This window comes from Exiguobacterium sp. s140, from assembly GCF_018617035.1.
In the GTDB taxonomy this organism is placed as follows: Bacteria; Bacillota; Bacilli; order Exiguobacteriales; family Exiguobacteriaceae; genus Exiguobacterium; species Exiguobacterium profundum.
This window is the reverse complement of the sequence record NZ_JACSJK010000002.1, coordinates 468,714-493,084: the sequence shown is the minus strand read 5'-3', so window position 1 is coordinate 493,084 and position 24,371 is coordinate 468,714. Positions and strand designations below refer to the sequence as shown.

At 51.2% G+C, this 24,371-nt stretch carries 21 protein-coding genes; 10 read left to right on the top strand and 11 right to left on the bottom strand.

Features of this window, described 5'->3' with window-relative positions; genetic code table 11:
• The first annotated feature begins 49 nt into the window (after nucleotides 1-49).
• From KNO61_RS10540 to KNO61_RS10530, 3 genes are all read left to right on the top strand, one after another.
• Nucleotides 50-1,807, top strand: coding sequence for a C39 family peptidase (locus tag KNO61_RS10540; protein ID WP_251028308.1), 1,758 nt, complete (start codon nucleotides 50-52; stop codon nucleotides 1,805-1,807).
• Between the two features lie 191 nt (nucleotides 1,808-1,998).
• Nucleotides 1,999-3,222: an exo-beta-N-acetylmuramidase NamZ family protein gene (locus KNO61_RS10535; RefSeq protein ID WP_371815839.1), complete on the top strand. Its 1,224-nt coding sequence runs from the start codon at nucleotides 1,999-2,001 to the stop codon at nucleotides 3,220-3,222.
• A 110-nt stretch (nucleotides 3,223-3,332) separates the two neighbouring features.
• On the top strand, nucleotides 3,333-4,232 hold the full coding sequence (locus tag KNO61_RS10530) for a CAP domain-containing protein (protein ID WP_214757786.1): 900 nt from the start codon (nucleotides 3,333-3,335) through the stop codon (nucleotides 4,230-4,232).
• Between the two features lie 87 nt (nucleotides 4,233-4,319).
• Here KNO61_RS10530 and KNO61_RS10525 read toward each other — a convergent pair whose 3' ends face one another.
• Nucleotides 4,320-4,718, bottom strand: a complete 399-nt coding sequence (locus KNO61_RS10525; protein ID WP_159562802.1) for a hypothetical protein — start codon at nucleotides 4,716-4,718, stop codon at nucleotides 4,320-4,322.
• A gap of 144 nt (nucleotides 4,719-4,862) precedes the next feature.
• Between KNO61_RS10525 and KNO61_RS10520 the strand changes: the two genes are divergently transcribed.
• From KNO61_RS10520 to KNO61_RS10510, 3 genes are read left to right on the top strand one after another with little or no spacing between them, the layout of a single operon-like run.
• The gene (locus KNO61_RS10520; RefSeq protein ID WP_214683703.1) at nucleotides 4,863-5,795 is read left to right on the top strand and encodes an ABC transporter ATP-binding protein; all 933 of its coding nucleotides are present in this window, start codon (nucleotides 4,863-4,865) and stop codon (nucleotides 5,793-5,795) included.
• A 10-nt stretch (nucleotides 5,796-5,805) separates the two neighbouring features.
• Complete coding sequence (locus KNO61_RS10515) at nucleotides 5,806-6,939, top strand: ABC transporter permease (protein ID WP_214873214.1); 1,134 nt, start codon at nucleotides 5,806-5,808, stop codon at nucleotides 6,937-6,939.
• Nucleotides 6,926-8,026 (top strand): ABC transporter permease, encoded by a 1,101-nt coding sequence (locus KNO61_RS10510; protein WP_214757790.1) that lies wholly within the window; start codon nucleotides 6,926-6,928, stop codon nucleotides 8,024-8,026. The genes KNO61_RS10515 and KNO61_RS10510 overlap by 14 nt, the downstream gene beginning before the upstream one ends.
• A gap of 37 nt (nucleotides 8,027-8,063) precedes the next feature.
• Here the strand turns inward: KNO61_RS10510 and KNO61_RS10505 are convergent, their stop codons facing one another.
• Nucleotides 8,064-10,748 carry an HD domain-containing phosphohydrolase gene (locus KNO61_RS10505; RefSeq protein ID WP_214873212.1) on the bottom strand — a complete coding sequence of 895 codons (2,685 nt, stop codon included), beginning with the start codon at nucleotides 10,746-10,748 and terminating at the stop codon, nucleotides 8,064-8,066.
• 200 nt (nucleotides 10,749-10,948) lie between these two features.
• Between KNO61_RS10505 and KNO61_RS10500 the strand changes: the two genes are divergently transcribed.
• The 3 genes from KNO61_RS10500 (at nucleotide 10,949) to KNO61_RS10490 (ending at nucleotide 14,434) form a co-directional block, all read left to right on the top strand.
• Nucleotides 10,949-11,257 (top strand): PadR family transcriptional regulator, encoded by a 309-nt coding sequence (locus KNO61_RS10500; RefSeq protein WP_211782405.1) that lies wholly within the window; start codon nucleotides 10,949-10,951, stop codon nucleotides 11,255-11,257.
• Between the two features lie 4 nt (nucleotides 11,258-11,261).
• Nucleotides 11,262-12,446 carry a chromate efflux transporter gene (gene chrA, locus KNO61_RS10495; protein WP_214873210.1) on the top strand — a complete coding sequence of 395 codons (1,185 nt, stop codon included), beginning with the start codon at nucleotides 11,262-11,264 and terminating at the stop codon, nucleotides 12,444-12,446.
• A 152-nt stretch (nucleotides 12,447-12,598) separates the two neighbouring features.
• The gene (locus KNO61_RS10490; RefSeq protein ID WP_214873208.1) at nucleotides 12,599-14,434 is read left to right on the top strand and encodes an acyltransferase family protein; all 1,836 of its coding nucleotides are present in this window, start codon (nucleotides 12,599-12,601) and stop codon (nucleotides 14,432-14,434) included.
• Between the two features lie 20 nt (nucleotides 14,435-14,454).
• On the opposite strand, the gene KNO61_RS10485 is transcribed toward KNO61_RS10490, so the two are convergent.
• Nucleotides 14,455-14,955, bottom strand: a complete 501-nt coding sequence (locus KNO61_RS10485; protein ID WP_214687339.1) for a YdcF family protein — start codon at nucleotides 14,953-14,955, stop codon at nucleotides 14,455-14,457.
• A 186-nt stretch (nucleotides 14,956-15,141) separates the two neighbouring features.
• On the opposite strand from KNO61_RS10485, the gene KNO61_RS10480 reads away from it, so the two are divergent.
• Nucleotides 15,142-15,435, top strand: a complete 294-nt coding sequence (locus tag KNO61_RS10480) for a hypothetical protein (RefSeq protein ID WP_012727102.1) — start codon at nucleotides 15,142-15,144, stop codon at nucleotides 15,433-15,435.
• Nucleotides 15,436-15,601: 166 nt separating this feature from the next.
• On the opposite strand, the gene KNO61_RS10475 is transcribed toward KNO61_RS10480, so the two are convergent.
• The 8 genes from KNO61_RS10475 to KNO61_RS10440 all read right to left on the bottom strand — a co-directional run bounded on the left by KNO61_RS10475 (nucleotide 15,602) and on the right by KNO61_RS10440 (nucleotide 24,361).
• A complete protein-coding gene (locus tag KNO61_RS10475; protein WP_214873206.1) occupies nucleotides 15,602-16,915 on the bottom strand; it encodes a glycosyltransferase family 4 protein in 1,314 nt (437 codons plus the stop codon).
• Between the two features lie 36 nt (nucleotides 16,916-16,951).
• The gene (locus tag KNO61_RS10470; protein WP_214873203.1) at nucleotides 16,952-18,172 is read right to left on the bottom strand and encodes a DHHW family protein; all 1,221 of its coding nucleotides are present in this window, start codon (nucleotides 18,170-18,172) and stop codon (nucleotides 16,952-16,954) included.
• Between the two features lie 12 nt (nucleotides 18,173-18,184).
• On the bottom strand, nucleotides 18,185-19,615 hold the full coding sequence (locus tag KNO61_RS10465; protein ID WP_214873201.1) for an MBOAT family O-acyltransferase: 1,431 nt from the start codon (nucleotides 19,613-19,615) through the stop codon (nucleotides 18,185-18,187).
• Between the two features lie 37 nt (nucleotides 19,616-19,652).
• Entirely contained in the window at nucleotides 19,653-20,129 is a 477-nt protein-coding gene (locus KNO61_RS10460; protein WP_214734358.1) for a hypothetical protein, read from the bottom strand.
• Between the two features lie 81 nt (nucleotides 20,130-20,210).
• Nucleotides 20,211-21,311 carry a non-hydrolyzing UDP-N-acetylglucosamine 2-epimerase gene (gene wecB / locus KNO61_RS10455; protein ID WP_012727108.1) on the bottom strand — a complete coding sequence of 367 codons (1,101 nt, stop codon included), beginning with the start codon at nucleotides 21,309-21,311 and terminating at the stop codon, nucleotides 20,211-20,213.
• 49 nt (nucleotides 21,312-21,360) lie between these two features.
• Nucleotides 21,361-22,248 carry a teichoic acids export ABC transporter ATP-binding subunit TagH gene (gene tagH, locus KNO61_RS10450; RefSeq protein ID WP_012727109.1) on the bottom strand — a complete coding sequence of 296 codons (888 nt, stop codon included), beginning with the start codon at nucleotides 22,246-22,248 and terminating at the stop codon, nucleotides 21,361-21,363.
• Nucleotides 22,249-22,258: 10 nt separating this feature from the next.
• Nucleotides 22,259-23,056 carry an ABC transporter permease gene (locus tag KNO61_RS10445; protein ID WP_012727110.1) on the bottom strand — a complete coding sequence of 266 codons (798 nt, stop codon included), beginning with the start codon at nucleotides 23,054-23,056 and terminating at the stop codon, nucleotides 22,259-22,261.
• Nucleotides 23,057-23,071: 15 nt separating this feature from the next.
• Nucleotides 23,072-24,361: a nucleotide sugar dehydrogenase gene (locus KNO61_RS10440; protein WP_012727111.1), complete on the bottom strand. Its 1,290-nt coding sequence runs from the start codon at nucleotides 24,359-24,361 to the stop codon at nucleotides 23,072-23,074.
• Between the last annotated feature and the right edge of the window lie 10 nt (nucleotides 24,362-24,371).

Below are 24,371 nucleotides of genomic sequence, written 5' to 3'. Positions count from 1 at the left end.
GTTATATTATTTTATATAGCATTTTTTGAAAATCGGGAGGCTTACTCATATGAAGTGGAAGACAACTACCCTATTTAGTTTAATTGCCGGCACCCTCCTTACCTCTCCCCTTCTGACACATGCGGAAGGTTCATTCCAACAGACGGAGAATGGCATCGTCTATACGTCGAGTGACGGGACGGTCTTGACGGGATGGCAAGAAATCGACGGCCATACATACTATCTGAATGAAGATGGCATGCTCCTCACAGGTTGGCAGGAAATCGAAGGGGCTACCTATTACTTTGAGACAGACGGTCGACTCGTCACGGGTGCTTACGCGATTGACGGCACGACATACACGTTTGACGAGAACGGAAAACTACTCACCGGCTGGCAGGAACGGGACGGTCTCGTCTACTATTACGATGAGACCGGTCAACCCGTCACGGGATTCCAGACAATCGCCGGCAAGCGCTATTACTTCAACGAGGATGGGGTCCGTCTCTCGGGATGGCAGCAGCTTGGTGACGCCAAGCATTATTTCTTCCCAGACGGCACCATCCGTACAGGGATGTATACGATTGACGGCAAGAAATATTATTTGATGGAGCAAGGGAAGAGGGCGACCGGATGGCAGACGATCGGCACACGTCGCTATTACTTCGGGGATGACGGGGTACGTCGCCAAGGACTCGCCCGGATCGGTGACAAGATGTACGGTTTCCATCCCACTTACGGATACCGTCTCGAAGGACTCTATCGCATCAACAATCGACACTATTTGTTCGGAAAATACGGCGACCGCAAGTATGGGCTACAGCGAATCGATGGTGTCATGTATGGGTTCCATCCGACGTACGGGTATCGGTTAGAAGGTGTCCATAAACTAAATGCACGCGTCTATTCATTCGACTCATACGGACGACGCGAATATGGGTTCCAAACGGTCGATGGGAAGAAGGTCGGATTCCACCCGACCTACGGATACCGGCTACAAGGGAAATTCCGATTGGATGGGAAGACGTATCATTTCCACTCGACGGGTGTCCCCGAGAAAGGATGGAAATATACGACCCAGTACGAGTATTACGCTCCCGCGTTGACGAAGAAGACGGATTGGCAAGCCATCGACGGCAAGTGGTATTACTTTGACACGTATGGAAAGATGTATCAAAACCGTCGTGTCGGCAACGCCTCGTTCGATGCGCGTGGCGCCTATTCTCAGGCACTGTCCATCTATAAGATGAGCGTCCCACTCTATCGTCAGTTCCCGATGGGCTATCCGTCCGGCTGCGAGTTCTTCTCCCTCAAGATGGCGCTTGAAGAGAAAGGTCGTGCCGTCAGCGCCTCGAGCTTATATAACGAGATGCCAAAGAGCATGTGGAACGCACGTTATGAGAACCGTCTCTATCGCTGGGTCGACCCAAACGTCATGTTCACGGGAGATCCGAAAGGGACGCTCGGCAAATATAAGAACTACGGGATTTATCCGAAAGGCATGGTCGGATTCGCCAGCAAATATCGTCCGGTGAAAGACTTGTCCAACCAAGGCCTCGGCTCGATCGAGCGCGAACTGTCGATGGGTAACCCGGTCATCGTCTGGGCGAGCGTCGACTTCAACAAACCGTACGGCTACTTCAACTGGTACACCGCTTCGAACAAGAAGTTCACCGGCTACGTCAACTATCACGTCATGTTGGCAACCGGCTATGACAAATCAAACTTGTATATCAACGACCCATATCGTGGACGCTTGGTCATCCCGAAATCAAAAGTGAGCGCCGTCATGAGCGCGACCGGATGGAAAGCGCTCGCGGTCAGATAAGTAAGAAGGAACGTGCCTTTAATCGAAGGGCACGTTTTTTGTGTGCGATTAGGAGAATAGTACGAAATTAAGAAATATAAATTCCTATTTTTATGATTAAATATTGAAATTTAATTTCCGGATGGTACACTCCTGTTAAGAAATTGAAGCGCTTACATGAATTAAAGGAGGAACTTCTGATGAAAAAATGGATGGGTGGTATGGCTGCGTTGACGATCCTCACGACTTCCATCGTCTGGTTGGATGCCGATGCGAAGTCTGAACCGAAAAAACCAAAGGTCGAACTCGGGGTCGACCGGTTGATGGAAAACCCGGAAATCTTGAAAGGAAAACGGGTCGGACTGATCACGAATCCGACCGGGATCAACGCGGAACGTACGAGCATCGTCGACCTGTTCGACCAGTCCGATGACTTCGAATTGACGGCACTGTACGGACCGGAACACGGCGTTCGAGGAGACGCCCAAGCCGGGTCGACCGTCAGCTCCTACATCGATGACGTGACGGGATTGCCCGTATACAGTCTATATGGTGCCACGAAGAAACCGACGGCTGAGATGCTACAAGATGTCGACGTGCTCGTCTTTGACATCCAGGATGTCGGGACACGCTACTATACGTATATCTATACGATGGCGTATGCGATGGAAGCCGCTGCCGAGAACGATATTCCGTTCGTCGTCCTCGACCGTCCGAACCCACAAGGTGGGCTTCGCGTCGACGGTCCGGTGCTCGACCCGGACTACTCCAGCTTCATCGGTCTCTATCCGATTCCATTAAAGCATGGGATGACCGTCGGAGAACTCGCGCAACTGTTCAACACCGAGTATCAGATTCAAGCCGACCTCGAAGTCGTCAAAATGAAAGGATGGAAACGTTCGATGATGTATGAGGACACGGGCCTCCCGTTCGTCATGCCGTCCCCGAACATGCCGACGACCGACACGGTCAACGTCTACCCTGCGACCGGATTGTTTGAAGGGACGAACCTATCCGAGGGTCGCGGGACGACGAAACCGTTTCAGCTGATCGGCGCGCCGTATATAAAAGCGCATGACTATGCGAATAAGCTGAACGAACTCGAGTTGCCGGGTGTCGCCTTCCGGGCCGCCTCGTTCACTCCGACGTTCTCCAAGCATGCGGGCAAACTGACGCACGGGGTTGAGGTGTATGTCACCGACCCGGTTCGATTCGAATCGACGCGAACCGGGATCGCGATGATTCAAACGGCTCATGACATGTATCCGGACGACTTCGAATTTTTAGCGAACGACTTCATCACGAAACTGACAGGAAACGCCTACGTGAAAGACATGATTCTCGAGGGAGCCCCGCTTAAAGACATCCTTTCGAAAATCGAGAACGAGCGGGACGCCTTCCTCCCGATTCGAAAAGAGTATTTGCTGTATAAATGACGCGAGGATGGGCTCACGAAGAGTCCATCCTTTTTGTAATGAAATGGTAAAACCAAAAATCACCCAAACAATATAGAATATAGGGAGTCCCACAAAAGGAGTCGATTCCATTGAAGAAGCATCTCTCTCTACTACTCACCATCATTCTGACACTCGGTGTGATCGGGTCGCCCTTCTCTATCAACCGCGTCCAAGCCTATTATGAGACGTCGATCAACACAACCGGTTACGTGACCAACATTAGTCAACTCAATGTCCGGCAGTCGCCTTCTTTGAGCGCGAAACGACTTGCACTCATTCCGCGAGACGGTTCGATGCGTGTCCGAACATCGTTCCAATTGGACGGTGTGCGCTGGTATAAGATTCAATGGGGCAGCGGCTACGCTTATCTGCCCGCCAAGTATGTCCGCTTGTCCACTGCCGAGGTGAAATTTACGAAACCGACGTACGTCAAACCGTCGAGCGTTTATTTAAAATCACGTCCGCTCACGACTTCTTCGAACGTCAAGTTCGTCCGGCAGGGTACAGAACTTGAGACTGTGTCATATCGCTATACCGGCACATCACGATGGTACAAGGTGCGCTACGGTTCATACACCGGTTACATCCTCGCCAACCATGTCAGCTTCACGTCGCCCGTCAATGTGTTGACCGAGACGAACAAAGAACGAGATGCTGCCGGCCTCTCTCTTCTCGCCGCTTCGAGTGAGGCGAACCGTGTCGCTCAAGTCCGTGCCGATGAGATGGCGCGTACGGGTCAATTCTCACACACGCTCAAGGAGAACGGCACACCCGGGGACACGTTAGACGCTTACCGTGTCCTATATCGGGGCTGGGGAGAGAACATCTATAAAGGATCGAGCGACCCGGTCCGGGCGGTCGATGCGTGGATGAACAGTAGTGGTCATCGTGCGAACATCTTGAATGCGAATTATACGCACCTCGGGATCGGCAAAGCGACCGATGCCCAAGGGTCGACCATCCATGTTCAAATCTTTTTAACGAAATAACCGCTGAAGGGACAGTCACGTCGTGGCTGTCTTTTTGTTCGGCAAAACAAAAAGCGGATTTGCATCCGCTCTTGAACCTGACACTCCTTATATCTCATGCTCTTTCACGAGCACACGAAAACGCGGTCGGACGGTCAATTCGATTGACGTCACGGTCCGCTTTCGATCTTCAGCTAGGACGATCAATAACTCTGCGTGGTCTCGCCGGTCTTCTAAAATCTCGACCTTGCTGACGGTACGGAGCAGTTGATAATATACAAGCTCCCCGTCCCCACCTTTAATATTGATTTCAAACTCGTGATAGCTCGGGGATATTTTAAAGTAGAACGTCTCTCCATGCTTATTCGTGAAACGAAAAATCGACTCATCATAATAGAACGGGAGTGTCGAATCCATTCGTTTCGGTTCGACTGTACAAAACGCAGAAAGCACGATTTCGTCTGGGAACAATGCCCCCTCTTGTTTATTGAATTGCCATCCTTTCATCCAAATCCCTCATTTCGACACTATAATTATCTGAATAATTAGATTATTGCACATTTCATGCGTTCCGGACAGGTAAATTCGTGACAATCCTCGAACACCTTTGTGTAGAACGAGGAATATTTCATATGCGAAAGGAGTATCACGATGTTCATTATCTCGCTCGACCATGTCACGAAACGGTTCGGGGATACGATCGCCTTGAACGACCTCAGTCTGAACGTGCAAGCAGGCGAACTGTTCGGGTTGCTCGGACCGAATGGTGCCGGGAAGACGACCGCCATTTCGGTCATGTTGAATCTGTACGAGGCGGACTCCGGTTCGATTCACATTTTTGGAAAAGCGATGCCAAAAGACGAACTGGCCATCAAACGCCGCGTCGGGATCGTGCCGCAACACGTCTCCGTCTATGACCAGCTGACCGTCTATGAGAACATCCAATTTTTTGCGGAGCTGTATGGCTTCAGTCCGAAAGAAGCGAAACAAAAGACCGAGGCCGCGCTCCACTTCGTCGAGCTCGATGCCCATCAAAAGAAACGCCCGCCCGAACTGTCCGGCGGTCTCCTCCGTCGCCTCAATATCGCCTGTGGCATCGTCCATGAACCCGAACTCATCTTCATGGATGAACCGACCGTCGCCATCGATCCGCAGTCGCGAAATACCATTCTAGAGAACATCCGCGAACTGAACCGCCGCGGTGCCACCATCATCTACACGTCTCATTACATGGAAGAAGTCGAACTCCTCTGCGACCGGATCGCCATCGTCGATGAAGGAAAGATCATCGCCGAAGGGACGCAGGACGAACTGAAAGACCGTGTCATGACGCTCGAGACGGCCCGGATCAAAGTCGATGCGCTCACACCTCACTTGCTCGAACGACTCGATGCACTCGACCACGTTCAAAAAGTGGAGTATGAAGAGCCGTACATCGAGGTGTCGTTAGACAAGGACACGCCGCTCGCCCCGCTCCTTGAGACGCTCCATCAAGAACATGTCCATTTCACTTCCATCACGGTCGACCGTCCTTCCCTCAATACCGTCTTTTTGGCATTGACGGGGAAGACGCTTCGGGAATAGGAGGGGCGTCATGTGGACCTTCATCAAATATGATGTAAAACAGCGACTACGGGACCGAGCCACCCTCTTTTGGATGCTCATCTTTCCGCTCATCCTCATCTTTGGACTAGGGACGATGCTGTCGGCCGTCTTCAGTGACACGTTCAAACTTCCGGTCACGAACGTCGCCTACGTCGAATCGTCGACCGACCAGTATCGCGAGCCACTCGAGGCCTTTTTAAATGAAGAAGACATTCAAGCTTTCATCCGACTCGTTCCATACGCTGACCTCCCATCTGCCGAACAAGGTGTGAACGATGGCGATGCCGATGTCATCTTGCAACTCGATGGACCTGACATCACACTCTTCTATGAGGAACCGACGACGGTCGAGTTCGACGTCCTCGATGCCATCCTCGGTCAGTATACAGCCATCGCCAATCAACAGATCACACTCGCTGAAGCAGGCGTGTCGGCCCCATATGTGAATGAGGCTTGGCTCGATACGGAAAGTGTCGACTTGGCAGGACGTACCCCGACCTCGCTCGAGTATTTCACCGTCACGATTTCAATCATGACGGCATTGTTCGGGTCGTTTTATATCACATCGATGGCACGAGAAGAGCAACCGAATACAGGCAGTTACTTACGCATCCAAGCGGCCCCAGTCCGAACGGTCGAGTATCGACTCGCGCGGACGTTCAGTCGCTACGTCATCATCTTGTTGCAGCTCATCCTCTTGTTTTGGTTCAGCCATTTCGTCTATCGCACATTCGACTTGGCGAACGTACAGTTCGGCTATCTGATTCTGTCTTGGTTCGCCTTGACCGCGTACGGGGTCGCCATCGGATTTCTGATTGTCAACTTGCCGAAGTTGAGCGCGACGACAAAGGATGCGATCGTCAACGGCTTCGTTGCCATCCTCATGATTCTATCCGGTGGCTACGTCCCCGGTTTTGACCAAGTGACGCTGAACTACGCGCCCTGGGCCGCCTACGTGTTCATGCCAATCTTTATGCGGGACGGGATGCTAGCCGTGCTCCTGCGGGAAGGGGACATGAATCTGTATTGGCAAAGCCTCGGATTGCTCGGGATTCATCTCCTTGTCTTGATCGCATTCAGCTACATTCTCTCGAAAGGAGTGAAGCGTCATGGTACTCATTAGACATGTGGCCAAACGGATGCTTCGAAAGAAAGGACTGTGGGTGTTCACCTTCGTGTCGATGTTCGGTTTCGCGCTCATCCTCTCCTTCGTCGGTGGTACGTCCAGTTTGAACGCATCCATCGGGATTGTCGACCGGGATGGTGGACTCCTCGCCGAACGTCTCATTGACGAGGCCGAACGATTTGGTCGGGTCACATTGCTCGAATCGAGCACGGAGGATGTCTTGTTAGAAGGAGAAGATATCGTCCTCATCATTCCAGAAGACTTCACGGAACAGGCGTTCACAGGAGACATGCCTCGCCTCTCCTTCTCTGCGATCGCCGGGAGTGATGCCTCGTTGATCGAGCAGGCGCTGAACGGTCATCTGTCCCGCGAACGTCAACTGCTCGAAGCGAGCAACTATGAGGAAGCGACGTTCGAAGAGCTCGCATCCATTGAGACGGCGAACGGTTACACACTTTCAAGTGAACCTTTTCAGGAAAGTGTCGCCACGACCGCTCGGACACAAGCCTTCTTCGGTCTATTGTCGTTCATCATGATGTCGACCTTTCTCCAGTTCATCCCCATGTTTGTCGCAGACGACCGGGACGAGAAGATTTATGCGCGGTTGTTTGCCTCACCGGTGACACCACGGCGTTACTTCGCCTCCCTGCTCCTCGCCTTTTATCTCGTCGGCTTCGTCTACGTGATGCTGTTGATTGGTGTGAGCCTCGCTCTATATGGTCAGGACGTATGGACACATCTTCCGACCGTGTTCGCCTTGTTTTCTTCCTATTTGCTCGTCTGTCTGGCACTCGGTGGTCTCATCGCCGTCTTTGCGACGAATCGGGAGAAGGCGAACATCTTTCAAATCTCGGTCACGATGGCATCCGCTATCACCGGTGGGGCATTCATCAGCCTCCTTTGGTTACCGGATTCATTGAAACTCGTCGGTCGTTTCTTGCCGACCTATTGGTTAAATAACGGTGTCATCACGATGTATGAGGGACAGTTCCCGTTCCTCTCCATCCTTGTCATGATCGGCATGACCGGCATCGTCTTCCTCTTCACCATCCTCGTGTTGAAGAAACGACCCCTGACCGTTTGAAAAAGCGAGTCCCCCACATTCAGGAGGACTCGCTTGTTTATTGTTGAAGTGTCGGCACGACTTTTTCAAAGAAGACGTCGACGAGCGTCGGATCGAACTGTTTCCCTGCCTCTTGTTTGATGATGGCAAGTGCCTCGTCAATCGTCTTCGCTTGTCGATACGGTCGCCCCGTCACCATGACATCGAACGTATCGGCGACGGCGATAATTCGCGAGGCGAGCGGGATGTCATAATCACTCAAGCCTTTCGGATAGCCTTTCCCGTCCCATCGTTCATGGTGCGCCAAGACAATTTCCGATAAGGCGACATATTCGGGTACGGTACTTAAAATATTGTAACTGATTTCCGGGTGGCGTTTGATTTCATACCATTCCGATTCGGTCAGCTCGCCCGGTTTATCCAAAATATCGTTGCTGATTGCTACTTTTCCTATGTCATGGAGAATAGCGGCCGTTCGAATCTCATTCACTTCAGCATTCGTGAAGCCCATCGCTTCTGCCAGTTGCCCCGCTAAATTGGCGACTCGTTGAGAATGCGCTTCTTCTCGTGGAATCTTCTCATACAGCGTGCGCATGATGATTTGAATGGAATAGTGGCGTCGACTCTGCTTTTCAGAAACCTTGTGGTGATACATCCGATCTTCCGCTAAATTGAACACCTCGGTCAATTCGACATTCGAGTCATGTTTGACCGCTTCACCGAATGATGCGGAAATCGGTAATCCCTCAACCGTCTGCTCGTGGAAGAGACGACCGAGACGATCCGACAGCTGTTTCGCCTCATCGAGCGTCGTATTCGGAGAGATCACGACGAACTCATCGCCTCCGACTCGTGCCACTTCATCTTTCGCGCGCAATTCATTTCGCAAAATATTCGCCGCTTCGACGAGCAGCTGGTCTCCGACCAAGTGTCCGAACGCATCGTTCGTGAGCTTCAACCCGTTGATATCGATGACGATGAGTGTGAGCGGATAAAAGTGGTCATCATCATAGCGCTCCAACGCCTCTTCAAAGTAACGCCGGTTTTTAATGCCCGTCAATTGATCGTGGTAACTGAGATACTCAATCTCTTTCTCATATGTTTTCTTCTCCGTGACATCTCCGATATAACCGTGCCACAAGACATGGCCTTCCGCAATCTTCTCCGGACGAGATGACCCGAGAATCCAGATGGTTCGTCCGTCCTCGGTCAACACACGAAACTCTGCGTCCCAAATCGTCAAATTACGATACGATTCATCAATCGACTGCATGACATGGGGATAATCGTCCGGGTGCATCCGGCGGAAGACAAGACTCGCATCCGCCTGTACCTCTTCTGCCGAAATCCCTAACATATCTTCAAAGCCCCGGCTAAAGAACGGGAAGTTGAAGCTCCCGTCAGGCAACAATTCGAATTGATAGATGGCACCCGGGATTTGGTCGGATAGTTTCGTCAAGAGGCGGTCCCGGTCGGCCAACTTTTCTTCCAATTGGACCCGGTCCGTCACGTCTTTCGCGACCGCATAAATGTAATCCCCTTGAAGTTTACAATGCCATTCGATTGAGCGGTACGTATCGTCGATCGTCCGGAATCGGTTGACGAATCGGAACAACTCGCCACGTTCTTCAAGCTCCACAAATCCTGCTTCCGTGATCACCTCATCGTCCGGGTGAATCAGACTAAGAAAATCGATATTCTCCAACTCATCAAGCGAAAACCCTAATACGCGCTCCCACGTATCGTTCAAGTGTAGCACTTGCCGTGTGTTGAAGGCCATGATGCATTCCAAGTCGAGCGTGCCAAATCCATCGAACATTGATTTCTTCGTCTCACCCACTTGATGATCGGCTTTCGTCAATTGCTGAAGTACATGGACGAGGTACAACTCGACGAGACCGAGGCGGTTCGCTTGTTTCCCTTGCTCCATCACAATCGTCAAGTCTCCGTATAAAATACCGTCTTTCTCGATTTTGAAGAGAACGACTTCTCCAAGCGAGAAAATTCGAAGTAGATTTTTAACGAGACGTGTTGGAAGCGCACCATCAATAAGTGGACCAATCCCATCAAATACACGAGGATTTGATTGTTTGAACAGGTCACGCCGCTGATCCGTCATCGGCCATTTCCTTCCGACCGGATGAAATCCAAGGATATCGAGACTTCTTTCTAACATCTCGTCAATGCCGGATAAGGCGACGGTCGTGTAGGACTCTCCATCGTTCTCCATTAAATTGAGCGCGACCGCCTTCGCTCCCGTGAAATCACGAATCTGGTCGAGGAATTGTTGATTCATCAATAAATCGCTACCCGTCGAGACGAAGCGATGGGAGACGTTGACGAGCTGCTTCAACGCATTGTTTTCTTGTACATGTCGGGTGATGTCATGGAACGTGACCGATACGAATCCTTGGCGTTCACTGAACACGGACATCTCGAACCATGACTTGTTGCGCCGAGAGAAGTGTTCAAACGTCACCGTTCCACCTTCGTTGACGACGTGTGCCACTTGGATCATCCACTCCCGCTCACTATATTCAAAGTCCTTTAAGGCGCTTGATACTTTTTTCCCGATGAAGTGTTTTCGCTTCCCCTTCATGATTTTCTCAAAGGCAGGATTCACTTCAAAGAATTCATAGTCGATCGGCTCCGAAGCGTCGTCGTAAATCACTTTAAACTCGACGTAGCCTTGGGGCATATAACGCAACAATGTGTCGTATGAAGAATGATGGGGGTTTGTCACGTCACTTCCTCCTCAGCAAATAAAATCTCCACTCAGTTTACCTCATTTGTGATAGATTCCCTATTTTTTCCGAACTCATTCCCAACTTTTTATTTTAAGTTTTCGTAAAGTGAAAGTTCTTCCCTTGCCCCATCCCCTCACCTTTGTTAGACTGATTTCGAAAACCGATATCGAATTTCGATATTAAGGAGATGACACGTATGGAAGACCGCGTCTTGCGGAAGTTGTTTCTCGGTTTCATCCACATCCATATCTTGCACCACGCCGCGGAACATCCCGTGTACGGAGCATGGATGGTCGATGAGCTTCGGGAGCACGGTTATGAAATCAGTGCCGGTACGCTCTATCCGATCTTGCACGGGATGGAGAAAGACGGGCTCTTGGTTCGTGAAAACGAGACGGTCGATGGACACGTTCGCAAAAACTACGTGACGACCGAAAAAGGACGTTCTGTGTTGGCGGAAGCCCGTCAAAAGGCATACGAGTTATTCAAAGAAATTAAGGAGTGAAGATATGACGACACAACGTGTGACGTTCAAGACGTTACTAGAAATTTTATTCGTTTCAACGAGGCTCGGTCTCACCTCATTCGGTGGTCCGGTCGCCCACCTCGGTTACTTCCACGAGGAATATGTGAGACGACGCAAATGGATGGATGAGAAAGCTTACGCCGACCTCGTCGCCTTATGCCAATTCTTGCCCGGACCGGCGAGTTCACAGGTCGGGATCGGCATCGGGATTGTCCGCGGTGGCATATTAGGTGGAATCACCTCGTTCATCGGCTTCACGACGCCGTCGGTCATTGCCCTCATCCTGTTCGCTTTATTGTTGTCTGGGCTCGACGTGTCCGACGCAGGTTGGCTTTACGGCTTGAAGGTCGTCGCCGTCGCTATCGTCGCCCATGCCATCTTAGGAATGGCGAGTAAATTGACACCTGATACAAAGACACGAACGATTGCCTTTTTTGCCTTGGCAGGCGTCCTACTCTGGCAAACGACGTTCAGTCAGGTGCTGTTCATTCTTCTTGCGGCCCTCGCAGGATTCCTGTTGTTCAAGCCGGACCGCCTCGATGCGAAATCGAGTGCGTTCCCGATTTCGAAACGTCTCGGGACCGTTCTGCTGTCGATTTTTGGGGCACTTCTCGTCATCTTACCGATTTTACGGGAGACGTTTGAGAATCAGACGATTGCCTTGTTCGATAGCTTTTACCGGGCCGGTGCCCTCGTCTTCGGCGGCGGACACGTGGTTTTGCCACTACTAGAACGAGAACTTGTACCCGCCGGCTTCTTGAGTGAAGAAGCCTTCCTTGCAGGATACGGTGCCGCTCAGGCCGTCCCTGGTCCGCTCTTCACGTTCGCTTCCTATCTCGGAACGGTGATTAACGGTGTACCGGGTGGCATCCTGGCGACGGTCGCGATTTTCTTGCCGGCCTTCTTGCTCATCCTTGGGGCACTTCCGTTTTGGGATGCGCTCCGTCATAACCCGAAAGTCGCCGGCGCTCTTATCGGAGTCAACGCGGCAGTGGTCGGGATTTTGATCGCGGCATTCTACAGCCCGATCTTCACGAGTACCGTCAACGGTGCGGTCGACTTCGTGTTTGCCGCCTTCCTGTTCGTGATGATTGCTTATTGGAAGTTACCACCGTGGGCACTCGTCATCGCCGGGGTACTCGGTGGGACGTTGATTAATCTGATGTAAGGTGCAAGGGACCTCGTGTCCCTTTTTTGTTGGATTTTCACGTCATTTGATTGTTAATCTTTTGAAACCATTCCCTCTTCCTCGCTCGTTATACTGAAGAATGGATTGAAAAATAAGGGAAATGTCCGCTTTACTAGAAAGGAAGTGGGGGCATGAAACCACTCAAACATACAACGTATATGCCTGGTCTCGACGGCTTGCGCACGTTCGCCGTCTTGGCTGTCATTTTATATCATTTAAATGTACCTTACATATCCGGGGGATTCCTCGGTGTCGATGTCTTCTTCGTCCTTTCCGGTTACTTGATTACCGGCATCTTGATTCGCGAATGGACGAAGACCGGCACAATCGATTTGAAAAGATTCTATGTCGCACGTTTCCGTCGTTTGTTGCCGGCGCTCGTCTTGATGCTGTCTGTCGTGATGACGTATGTGACGCTGTTTGACCGCTCCTTGCTCGATACGGTGCGACAGGATTCACTGGCGGCACTTGCCTATGTGAACAACTGGTGGTATATCTTCCACGAAGTCTCCTACTTCGAAAGTTTCGGAAAGCCATCGCCGCTTCAAAACCTATGGTCTCTCTCCATCGAAGAACAGTTTTATGCGGTCTGGCCGTTGCTCCTACTCGTCGGTCTCGCGTTCCGGAAACGATTGCTCCAACTACTCGCTGCGCTTTTATTCGTCTCCGCCGCCTGGATGGCATTCCGATATGTACCAGAAGCCGACCCGAGTCGCGTCTACTACGGGACCGACACACGCTTGTTCGGTCTGCTTATGGGAGCCGTCCTCGCGTTCGGTTGGCGCCCGGACACGTTTAAAGAGACGATTCCGAAGATCGGACGTCACATCTTGAATGGGGGCGGCGCCATTTCGCTCATCGCCATCGTTGGCATCATCCGAACCGTCAACGCCTACGACGCGTTCCTCTATTATGGAGGCTTCTTGCTCGTCGCGTTCCTATCCGCCCTATTGATTGCCGCTGTCGCCCATCCGGCGACCATTTGGTCACGACTGTTTGGAAGCGCTTGGCTTCGCGTGATTGGCACCCGGACGTATGGGATTTATTTGTGGCACTACCCGGTCATCATTCTATCGACACCGCTCGATCGACTCGGGACCTTCTCGCCACTTCTTTCCGTCGGGCAAGTGGCGTTGACGCTTTTGATCGCCGAGTTGTCGTATCGCTTCGTCGAGACACCGATTCGTCGAAACGGATTCAAACAAGCGTTCCGTCAGCTCGTCTCAACACCGACGCACCCGAACGCACGCTTTGCCGCCACGGCATGTGCGACCGCGCTCTCACTCGTTCTCGTTGGGAATTTGACCATTCTGGCGTTCTCTGAGTCGAAGCCGGTCGAAGATGAAATTCCTGTCGTGAAAGTACCGATGCCAAAAGATGAGACAAAGGACGTTCCGAAAGAATCGGAATCTAAGGAAACAGAGGAAGTCCCGTCTGAAGATCAATCGACAAAAGAAAACAAAGCACCAACTGAAAAACCAGAAGAACGAACATGTCCACCGGCTCTCGCGATTGGCGATTCGGTCATGCTCGGATTGAACGAATATTTGGCAGATGCTTTCCCGAATATGAAAATCGACGCCCAAATCGGACGTCAAGTTCGCGATGCGATTCCAGTTGCCTCTCAGTACCAATCGTATAATGCTCCAGGTCACGTCGTGTTCCTCCATCTCGGAACGAACGGTGCCTTCAAAATGGAGCAACTCGAGACGTTGCTCAAGCAGTTCGAACGAGCAGATGAAATCTATTTGATCAACACACGTGTCCCACGTCCATGGGAGAGTGAGGTCAATAAAAAACTCGCTCGGGCCAGTGAGCTTCATGAGAACGTGTCCCTCATCGATTGGCATGAACGCTCAATCGGGAAAGAAGCATACTTCGAAAGTGACGGGGTCCATTTGAATATCAAGGGCGCCGAAGCGTTCGGCCACGTGCTGAACGAAGAAATCGGCTGTCAAGCAAACTAGGCTCTTGCGAGTGCAAGAGCCTAGTTTTTTTCTTTCATAAATACATAACGTCCCAACAGCTTCACATACGCCAATACTTCACGAATGAGATATCGCCCTTTCGCAAGCGGTGGGGTCGGTGCATATAGGGCATCGCTCTCGAGCTGAAAATACAGTCTCGCAATCAGACGGGCCCGCGGCACATGAAAGTCATTCGTCACAATCGTCACACCTGATGCTCCATCCCAAAACAGACGGCTATGCTCAAAGTTCTCGATTGTCGACGTCGATGTCGCTTCCACATGAATCCGTGTAGCATCGATTCCTTGCGCCATCAGTTCTCGTTCAATGACACGCGCCTCTGCCATCCCTTCATCTGGTCCCTGTCCACCTGTTGCGATCAGTTCGACATGAGGATGTGCCTTCGCATAGGCGGCCGCCACGTCAATTCGATGTTGGAGTGCCCGGGATGGTCGAGTCCCATTCACTTTCGCCCCAAGGATGATGACGAACCGATATGTCCCTAATGCGTTCTTTCTCATGTTGTCACCCCGCCTTCGTACGTTCTTTCCTAACTTTACTCAAACAAAGAAATGATTGCACGAATCCGCTCTTTTTTACAATTTCAAGTAAGTATATTTACATAAATATGAAAATAACATTTGAAATATCCAAAAATTGTTTTATGATAAGGGAGGTAAGACTTCTTGAGGGAGGACTGGTGAACCATGACAGATTCAGATAAGTGGTTATCCACCCGCTTCTTGTATACACGCGATGCACGACTGTTTGCAGAGATTGAGGTTGTCGAGCTCGACCCGACTCACTATAAGTTCGTGATTCATCCGACACCGCTTGGCGCCGGGGAATCTCCTTATATGCGACAAGGTCCGTTAGACTCAGACCATCTCCCCTCTGCCTTTTCCGATGTGAGCCGTGTGTATTCGAGACAGCTGGATTGCTTGCGTGCCGCGACACGTCTCGTCTCTTCGATTGGACCAGCTCGCTTCACAGCACATTGACCAAAAGAACGGAGTCGCACAGTTGCGACTCCGTTCTTTCTTATTGCTTCGACAATTTGACGATGATTGGAATCGGTTGATTGATTCCTTGATATGTCGCTCGTAGAACAACCAAATGGTCTTGCTGATCACGTTTAATCGTCACGTTATAACCTTCTTGTTGTGTTTATTCGGTTTCGTCGGACAATCGCTGAAGGGCTAATCGTAACTGACTGATCTCAGCAGACTGCTCCGATTGAATCGCACGAAGTTCATCAAGGTGTCGCTTAGTCGTCTCGAGCTCCTCGCGCATAGCTTCCAGTCGTTGCTCCCGATCCGCTAATTTCCACGAACAGAGCCGATTCGCGCGACGAGCATGCAGTTGGTCGTAACGAACGTGTGGATAACGAGCCACCAAATCGATTTCCTCGACTCCCTCTTGTCTCACCTCTTCGAGCAGATCAAGGAGAAGCCGTTGCGCCGCTTCATCACGGAAATGTTCATCCACGAGTGCGGCCGAGAAACGTGCGAGCTCTCGTCTCGTCGTCTCATCCATCAATTCGAGGATGGCATCACCGATTCGACCCGATGTGTATCCATCGTATTTCGTCCCGATGCCACCAAAGTTCGTACTCGCAATATCTTGCCACGTCGAAGGTGTGACCAGCCCCTGATAACTTTTGCTCCCGACGGCGATGGTCGGTTTGCCGACCGCCATCCCTTCTAGCGCAGAGCGCCCTGGGGCGATGACGAAATCGGCACGACGCATCACTTCGGGTAAATCGTCTTGCTCGACCCAACCAAGCCAGTCCATCGTCTGACTGGTCCCTTCAAGCGCTTCCCCATAACGTGATGCGTATTTTTCCCGTTGTGTCCCGTCCCCGACAATGAGCCAATCAATCGGTAAAGACTTGATCCGCTCGTCTTCTAGCGCATCCAAAAAGACATCTAAAATGAACAGTTTGTCCGCATCTAGTCGCGAGGTGAATAGACCCGTCACGCGCTCTGACGACACGCTCGTCACATCCGGGACGAATGCATCATCGACTCCATTCGGAATGACGATGAGCTTCGATTCGATGGCCGGACAGTGCTCCACGAGATGGGTCGCGATCCGTTCCGAGACGGCGATCACTCGCGAGACGCTCGTATGATACTGCTCAATCTCATCATAATACATCCCATGGATGACGAGGACGAACGGGATGCCGTGTGTCTCTGCCACCGCTAGGCCGACCTGTCGTGAATCGAACGGATGGGCATACACCAGATCGAAGGATTGTGTCACTACCACATCGATCACACGGGTGACGTCCTCATTGGAATAATCGGTTCGTATGACCTGCCCACCGAGCGCCTCTACCTCTTTGGCAAAGGGACCTGGCTTACAGACGACGGTCACCTCATGACCCTCTCGAATAAGCACTTTCACAGATGAGAGAATGTGTCGATGAAGCCCACCCATCGCGGAGTGGAAGAATACCGGTAGCAATACGTTCATGAAGCGCACCTGCCTTTTCGAAGGAATTGCGTTCGATCACAGACCTTCTTGATACATCGACCCGAGTCCTGTGATTCGGTCATTGTGTAAGAACAGAACCGCATCGACATCGTTCTCTTCCGCATATTCCGCGATGCTGACATCGTAGTCATCGAGATAGCGAACGTCGATTGCCGATACCGTCCCGAACGACTCGCCAAGGTAGCCGAGTACCGGGTTCGCATAAGAATCTTTCAACACGAGGAGATGATCGTCATTTTTCGGATTCTCCTGCGTGATTTTCGCGAGGGCGTAGTTGTCACCCATGAACAAGTTGTAGTAGTTCGTGAAGTCGTCCGTGTTGTTCAACACGTCTTTGTCGAGGACGCCATGTCCACAGTCATCCCCGTTTCGACAGACCGTCGTCGTGAATCCGTCTTTCGGTTCGAGATACGTGAACGTGTCCGCCGATTCGACATACGGCATCGAGATTTCCCGGGCATGAGACCCGTAAAACGTCCCGTCGACCGTCTTCACGTCCATCTCATCCGCGGTCAACACCGGTGCATCCGGGAACTGCTCGCTTAAGCGGTCCATGATTTGACCGTATGCGAGAAATGCCCCTTCCGCTCGCCAGTGGTGATCGGTTTTGAAATAGATATCCTCACCCGGTTCGTCACCGAGCGTCTCCTCCAAGTCGATGAGCGGGATGTCATTCTCTTCGATCCGCTCATGTAACTCGTCACGATTCTCCGCATCCGCCGACTCGATGTAATCCGGGAAGATGTTTTGTCGCGTCGCATAGACCGGCTTACTCGGTGCCGAGGCGAAGTAAGACGGGATGCCGGCATCATCCATCTCTTTTTTGAACTCTTTGAAGAATACACCGAGCGAAGAATACTGACTTTCGTTCGCATCCGGACCGTACAAGAATCCATCGATGCTGATGACGCCGTTATTCATCTGTTGTTGCAACACGTTCAGTTGCACCCAGGCCTGCGTTTCAATCCACAGGTTTCGCTCAAACACCTGGTCGTTCGCTGACGCCTCGAACTCTTCCATGTACGACCCATTTAAAATCGTTTCGATGGATGGCTCAGGACGCTTCGCCAATATGCGTCCCTCGGTGGCCGAGCTTTCCTGCTCGTTACCGAAGGCATAAACGGCAAGTCCATAAAAGATGGTGCCAAGGAAGCCGAGCAAAAGGATACTGTTGACCACCCAAGAGAGGCGCCGTCCTTTCGAACGGACTTGTTCGCTTTTGGTTTGTTGTTCCATTGTCAGCCCTCCTTAGAACCGGAAATAAATAAACGGATTGAATGTACTCGAGACGACGTACGAAATCGAGATGCCGAAAATGAGCAAGATATAAGCTGCTCGGGCAAGACCTGCGCTCGCGGCAAGAACCGGACGTTCCGAGTCCACCTCGTGGCGCAAGAAATGAGCGACCAGCATCTTCGGAAGCGGTGTGGCAGCAATCATCGCCAACAGAAGAACCGTTCCGTATTGGACGAGATAGAAGTATGCCGTTTGGTCGAACAGTTCGCCACCGTGTAAACCAAACATGACTTGGAGATAGGCAATCGCGTATGGGAAATCATCGGCACGGAAGAATACCCAACCGATGACGACGACGAATAATGTGAACACATGCGCGAGCCATGCCGGCCACGCAGCGAGCCATTTCCCGAGAAATGCCCGTTCGAACATAATGAAAATCCCGTAATAGAGACCCCAAGCGATGAATGTCCAACTCGCTCCGTGCCATACGCCGGTTAATAACCAGACGATGGTCAAGTTGCGATACGTCTTCCATGGGCCTTGACGATTCCCGCCGAGCGGGATGTACACGTAGTCTCGGAACCAACTTCCGAGCGAGATGTGCCAACGACGCCAAAACTCAGACACCGATTTCGAAATATACGGATAATTGAAGTTCTCAAGGAAATGGAACCCAAACATCCGACCAAGACCGATGGCCATATCCGAATAACCGGAGAAATCAAAATAAATTTGGAGCGAGTAGGCGATGATTCCAATCCAGGCGAGTGTCGTCGACAGGTCCCCCGCCGATTGACTGAACACTTGGTCGGCCACATAACCACAACTGTTCGCCAAAATCATCTTCTTCCCTAGACCGATGACGAAACGTTGGATCCCAGAGACAAAGTCATCAATCGTCTCACGGCGGTCCACGATCTCATCTGCGACCGTTTGGTAACGGACGATCGGTCCGGCAATCAATTGCGGGAAGAACGAGACGTAAAGTGCCAAGTCGAACAAGTTCTTCTGGAGACGCCCATCGTTCCGATACACATCGATGACGTAACTCATCGCTTGGAACGTGAAGAATGAAATCCCGAGTGGTAGCGGGATCTCCGGGTCGTTCAGCGAGAAGCCGAACACCGAGTTGACGTTCTCGACGAAGAAACTCGCGTACTTGAAGACCCCAAGCATCCCGAGGTTTCCGAGAAGCATGAGCGCCATCGTCCATTTGATCTTCTTCGCATCGTCCCGATACTTATCGACCATAAAGCCGAAGAAGTAGTTCATGACGATTGAAGCGAGCATGATGAGGACGAAACGTGGTTCACCCCATGCGTAGAAGAACAAACTTGAAACGAGTAGAATCGTATTCTTCAGCCAGCGTGGTGACACGAAGTACAACAACAGCACGACCGGCAAGAAATAAAATAGAAATACCGTGGAACTAAATAACATACCGAATGGTCCCTTTCTCCCTTAAGACTTGCTCCGTTCAGCGGAACGTTACATAGAGGTCATCGAATCGTACTGTGATCGGGTCAAGCGTCTCGACGATGTATTTGTACGACATCTTGAAATACTTGGCGCCTTCCACCTGTTTCACGACTTCTTCAATCGGATTCATCCCCGGATTCAACGTGAGCGAGAAACGTTTGTTCGAAAGACGCTCCTCATCTGAGTATTGCATGACGTACAGTTCAAATCGAACGGTGCGATCGCCTTCGACGTAAACGGCAGTCTTCATTTCCATCTCGTCCCCTTCATCCATTTTGGCGTCTGCCAAAAAGATTTTTGACGGTGGAATCTCAAACTTCAAATCAAACAATTGGACGTAAATCGAGTCCGTTAACGCTTGTGGTAAAAATGTGACTTCTGTCTTGTATTCTTCTTCGCGCATCGACATATGGTTTTTATGCGGTCCGCGCGGATAGTAATGATAAATCGCCGGACGAATTCGCTTCGTTGACATACAAGCACCTCCGAATCGTTAGGATGATGATACAGAAAAGAGTTGCTGTGCTGGGCACAAAACAACTCTATTCGCTTTCATTTAGTTGGCAAGGATAGCATCGACGATTCGACGTGACGCCTCACCATCACCGTACGGGTTCGATGCTTGTGACATCGCTTTGTATGCCGTTTCGTCAGACAAGAGCTCATCCGCGAGTGAGAAGATGTTCTCTTCTTCGATCCCTGCGAGTTTGAGCGTTCCTGCAGCCACACCTTCTGGACGTTCTGTCGTGTCACGAAGGACGAGGACAGGTACACCGAGAGATGGTGCTTCTTCTTGTACGCCACCTGAATCCGTTAAGATCAAGTGCGACGTCGCCGCATAGTTGTGGAAGTCGAAGACGTCGAGCGGTTCAATCAAGTGGACACGTTCGACATCGTGAAGAATCTCGTTAGCGAGTTCACGAACGACCGGGTTCATGTGGACCGGATACACGACTTCGATGTCATCATACTTCTCGATCAAGCGACGGACCGCACGGAACATGTTGCGCATCGGCTCACCCAAGTTCTCACGACGGTGCGCCGTCAACATGACGAGGCGACGACCTTGTGAACGGATGCTGTCGAGCAACTCGCTCGCATAGTCGTCACGGACTGTCGTTTTGAGTGCGTCGATTGCCGTGTTCCCTGTGACGAAGATCATCTCTTCATTCTTGCCTTCACGAAGGAGGTTGTCACGCGACGTTTCCGTCGGTGCGAAATGAAGGTCGGCCATGACACCCGTCAATTGGCGGTTCATCTCTTCCGGGAATGGTGAATATTTATTGTGTGTGCGCAGGCCAGCCTCAACGTGACCGACTGCGACTTGGTTGTAGAAAGCTGCGAGTGATGCCGCGAATGTCGTCGTTGTGTCCCCGTGGACCAACACGATATCTGGCTTCGTTTCAGCGATGACCTCGCCCATCCCTTTCAATACACGTGACGTGACATCGTAAAGCGTCTGCTTGTCTTTCATGATATCGAGGTCGTAGTCCGGTTTGATTTCGAACAACTCGAGCACTTGGTCAAGCATTTGACGGTGCTGCGCTGTCACGACGACAATCGGTTCTACCCCTTCACGTTTTTTCAACTCAAGTACGAGTGGTGCCATTTTGATGGCTTCTGGTCGCGTCCCAAAGACGGTCATGACTTTTTTCATAGGTCGTTTCGCACGGTCTGACTTCGCCGTGCTTCCTCCTCCCAATTGCTCACGCTTCGTTCGATACAGCGACCGACGAATGGCGTGTTTGTAGTTGTTCTTCTGTCAAAGGCGGTAAGATATACGTCTCTCCGAGCTCCGTCGCATCGACGACCGTCGTACGACGTTTGAGCTTATCGGCTTTAAACGAGTCTTGTTGCTCTTTTGACAAGTTGCGGAACCATTTCAAAAACTTATTGTACTCCCGAACGACTTCATCGACCGGTCCATATTCGCGCACTTCTCCAAACTCGAGCCAAAGGCCGAGCGTACAGAATTGGCGAACTTGTGAGACCGAGTGACTGATGAAGAAGATCGTCTTCCCACGGTCTTTGAACTCGTTCATCTTGGCGAGACACTTGTCGGTGAACGTTTGGTCCCCGACCGAGAGCGCCTCATCGATGACGAGGATGTCCGGGTCGACGTTGATCGAGATGGCGAATCCGAGACGGGACTTCATCCCGCTCGAGTACGTTTTGACTGGCTGATTGATGAAGTCGCCGATATCGGCGAACTCAATGATGGCCGGTGTCAAGTCGATAATCTCCTGTTTCGTCATCCCGAGCATCAAGCCTTTGAGCTCGATGTTCTCGAGCCCCGTCAAGTTACCGTTCAAACCAGAAGAGATCGCAATCAACGCCGTCTTTCCGTGAAGTTCGATTTTCCCGTGCGTCGGCGGCATCACGTCAGCCAGCAAGTTCGACATCGTCGACTTCCCTGACCCGTTGATCCCGATAATCCCGACCACTTCCCCGGGTGGAACTTCAAACGTGACATTGCGGAGCGCGTAAAACTGTTTGCCCCCTGCTTTACTGAAGAAGATCTCCTTCAGCTTATCAGATTGCTTGTTATAAAGCGTATATCGTTTCGATACGTTTTCAAATTTAACCTGGTACATAAGGTCCTCCTCAAATGTAATCGATGAAGTGTCGACGGAAACGCAAATGAATCATCGACCCGACGAAGAAGAGAACGAAGACGATGGCCCAGTAATAGAGACCGTAAGCCCAGTTAGTCGCCAACCAGTCGGTTCCGAGGAACATCGACCGATATCCTTCGACTAAATAATAGAGCGGATTGATTTGTAGGATATTCGCGAGCTTCGCCGGCGGCACCCAAAAAATCGGTGTCAAATACATCAACATCCGCATCATCGACTGAAGAAGGTTTTGAAGATCGCGCACGATTGTCGTGAGCGCGGACGTAATCAAGGCGAGCGAGTACAGTAGTGCGAGCGCACTGAACGCCAAGTAGATAAACCAGAGCGAATGTAGCCCCATCGGGAATCCGAATGCCCACATCAAGATAAACGAGACACCGACTAGCGCCACGTGGCGATAGAAGAGTGCGAGCAAGACGTATGCCGGAATCGTCGAGATTGGGAAGCTCATTTTGGAGACCATGCCGATTTTCGAATAGACGGATCGGGCCGTCGAGGTGATCGCCGAGGCAATGAAGAACCAGACGACAATCCCTGCGACCAACCATGGCAGAAACGGCACGCCATCAATCGGCCTGCCGCTTCGAATACCAAATCCAAATACGAACCAGTAAACTCCAATCTGCAATAACGGTGTCACGAACTCCCATAAAAATCCGAGGTACTGCATCGAGTTGTTGCTTCGCGTCTCATACGTGGCGAGACGGAAAATCAAGTACAAGCTCGACTTTAGCTCTGAAAGAATAGCTTTCGCGGATTTAAACATGTTCATTCACCTGAATCAAAGAACGAGATTCGTTTCCTTTGTATATTTGTAGAGGTTGCCGTAGTTGACGACCGCTACGTCTTCACCTTCTGGTTTCACGATGTTACGTGTGTCGAAGATCATCGGACGACGCATCGTTGACTTGAGCTCTGCGAAGTCGAGGACTTTGAACTCGTTGTGGTCAACCAATACGAGGACGAGATCCGCGTCTTTGAGTGCTTCTTCTTTTGAAACGAGCTCGAAACGGCTTGATGTTGATTTTTCAACGTGTGAGTCGTGAACAGAGATGTTCACGCCACGGTCAAGCAAGATTTCAGCGATTTCAACCGCTGGGCTCTCACGCATGTCGTCGACGTTTCCTTTGTATGTCACACCAAAGACCGCGACTTTCGCGTCTTCGATTCCAGCAGTCAACTTCTGAACGTTGTCTGCAACGTAGTGTGGCATCGAGACGTTCGTCTCACGTGACAAGTTGATGATTTTCGCGAGGTCAGGTGATTTCGCGACGATGAAGTACGGGTCGACCGCGAGACAGTGTCCACCGACACCTGGGCCTGGGCTGTGCAAGTTGACACGTGGGTGCTTGTTCGCCATCTCGATGACGTCAAGAACGTTGATGTCCAAGTCGTTACATACTTTTGCGAGTTCGTTCGCGAGTGCGATGTTAACGTCACGGAACGTGTTTTCCATGAGTTTCGACATTTCTGCCGTCTTCGCATCCGTTTTCACGATTTCACCTTCAACGAATGTACCGTAGACGCGTGCGCCTGCTTCTGCACATTCTGTCGTGATTCCACCGACGATGCGGTTGTTGTGCACGAGCTCATGAAGGATTTGTCCAGGCAATACGCGCTCTGGGCAGTGTACGAGATAGATGTCTTCACCGACAGTGAATCCAGCTTCCTCGACGAGTGGTTTGACGAAGTCGTCCATCGTACGTGGTGCGATTGTCGACTCAACGATGATGACGTTGCCTTTTTCAACGAATGGCAACACTTTGCGTGTCGCATCTAAGACGTACGTCAAGTCACATGATTTGTGCTCGTCGTCGTTGTTCGGTGTTGGGACCGCGATGATGAAGGCATCTGCTTTCTCTGGTGAGAGTGATGCACGGAACTTCCCTTTTGCCACGACGTCTGCGACCATTTCGCCGAGACCTGGCTCTTCAATGTGGATCTCTCCACGGTTCAATTTATCAACAACATGTTGTGAAATATCGACTCCGACGACGTCGACGCCATAGTTCGCAAAGACAGCCGATGTCGGTAATCCGATATATCCAAGACCTACTGTACATACTTTCATTGTGTGGTAA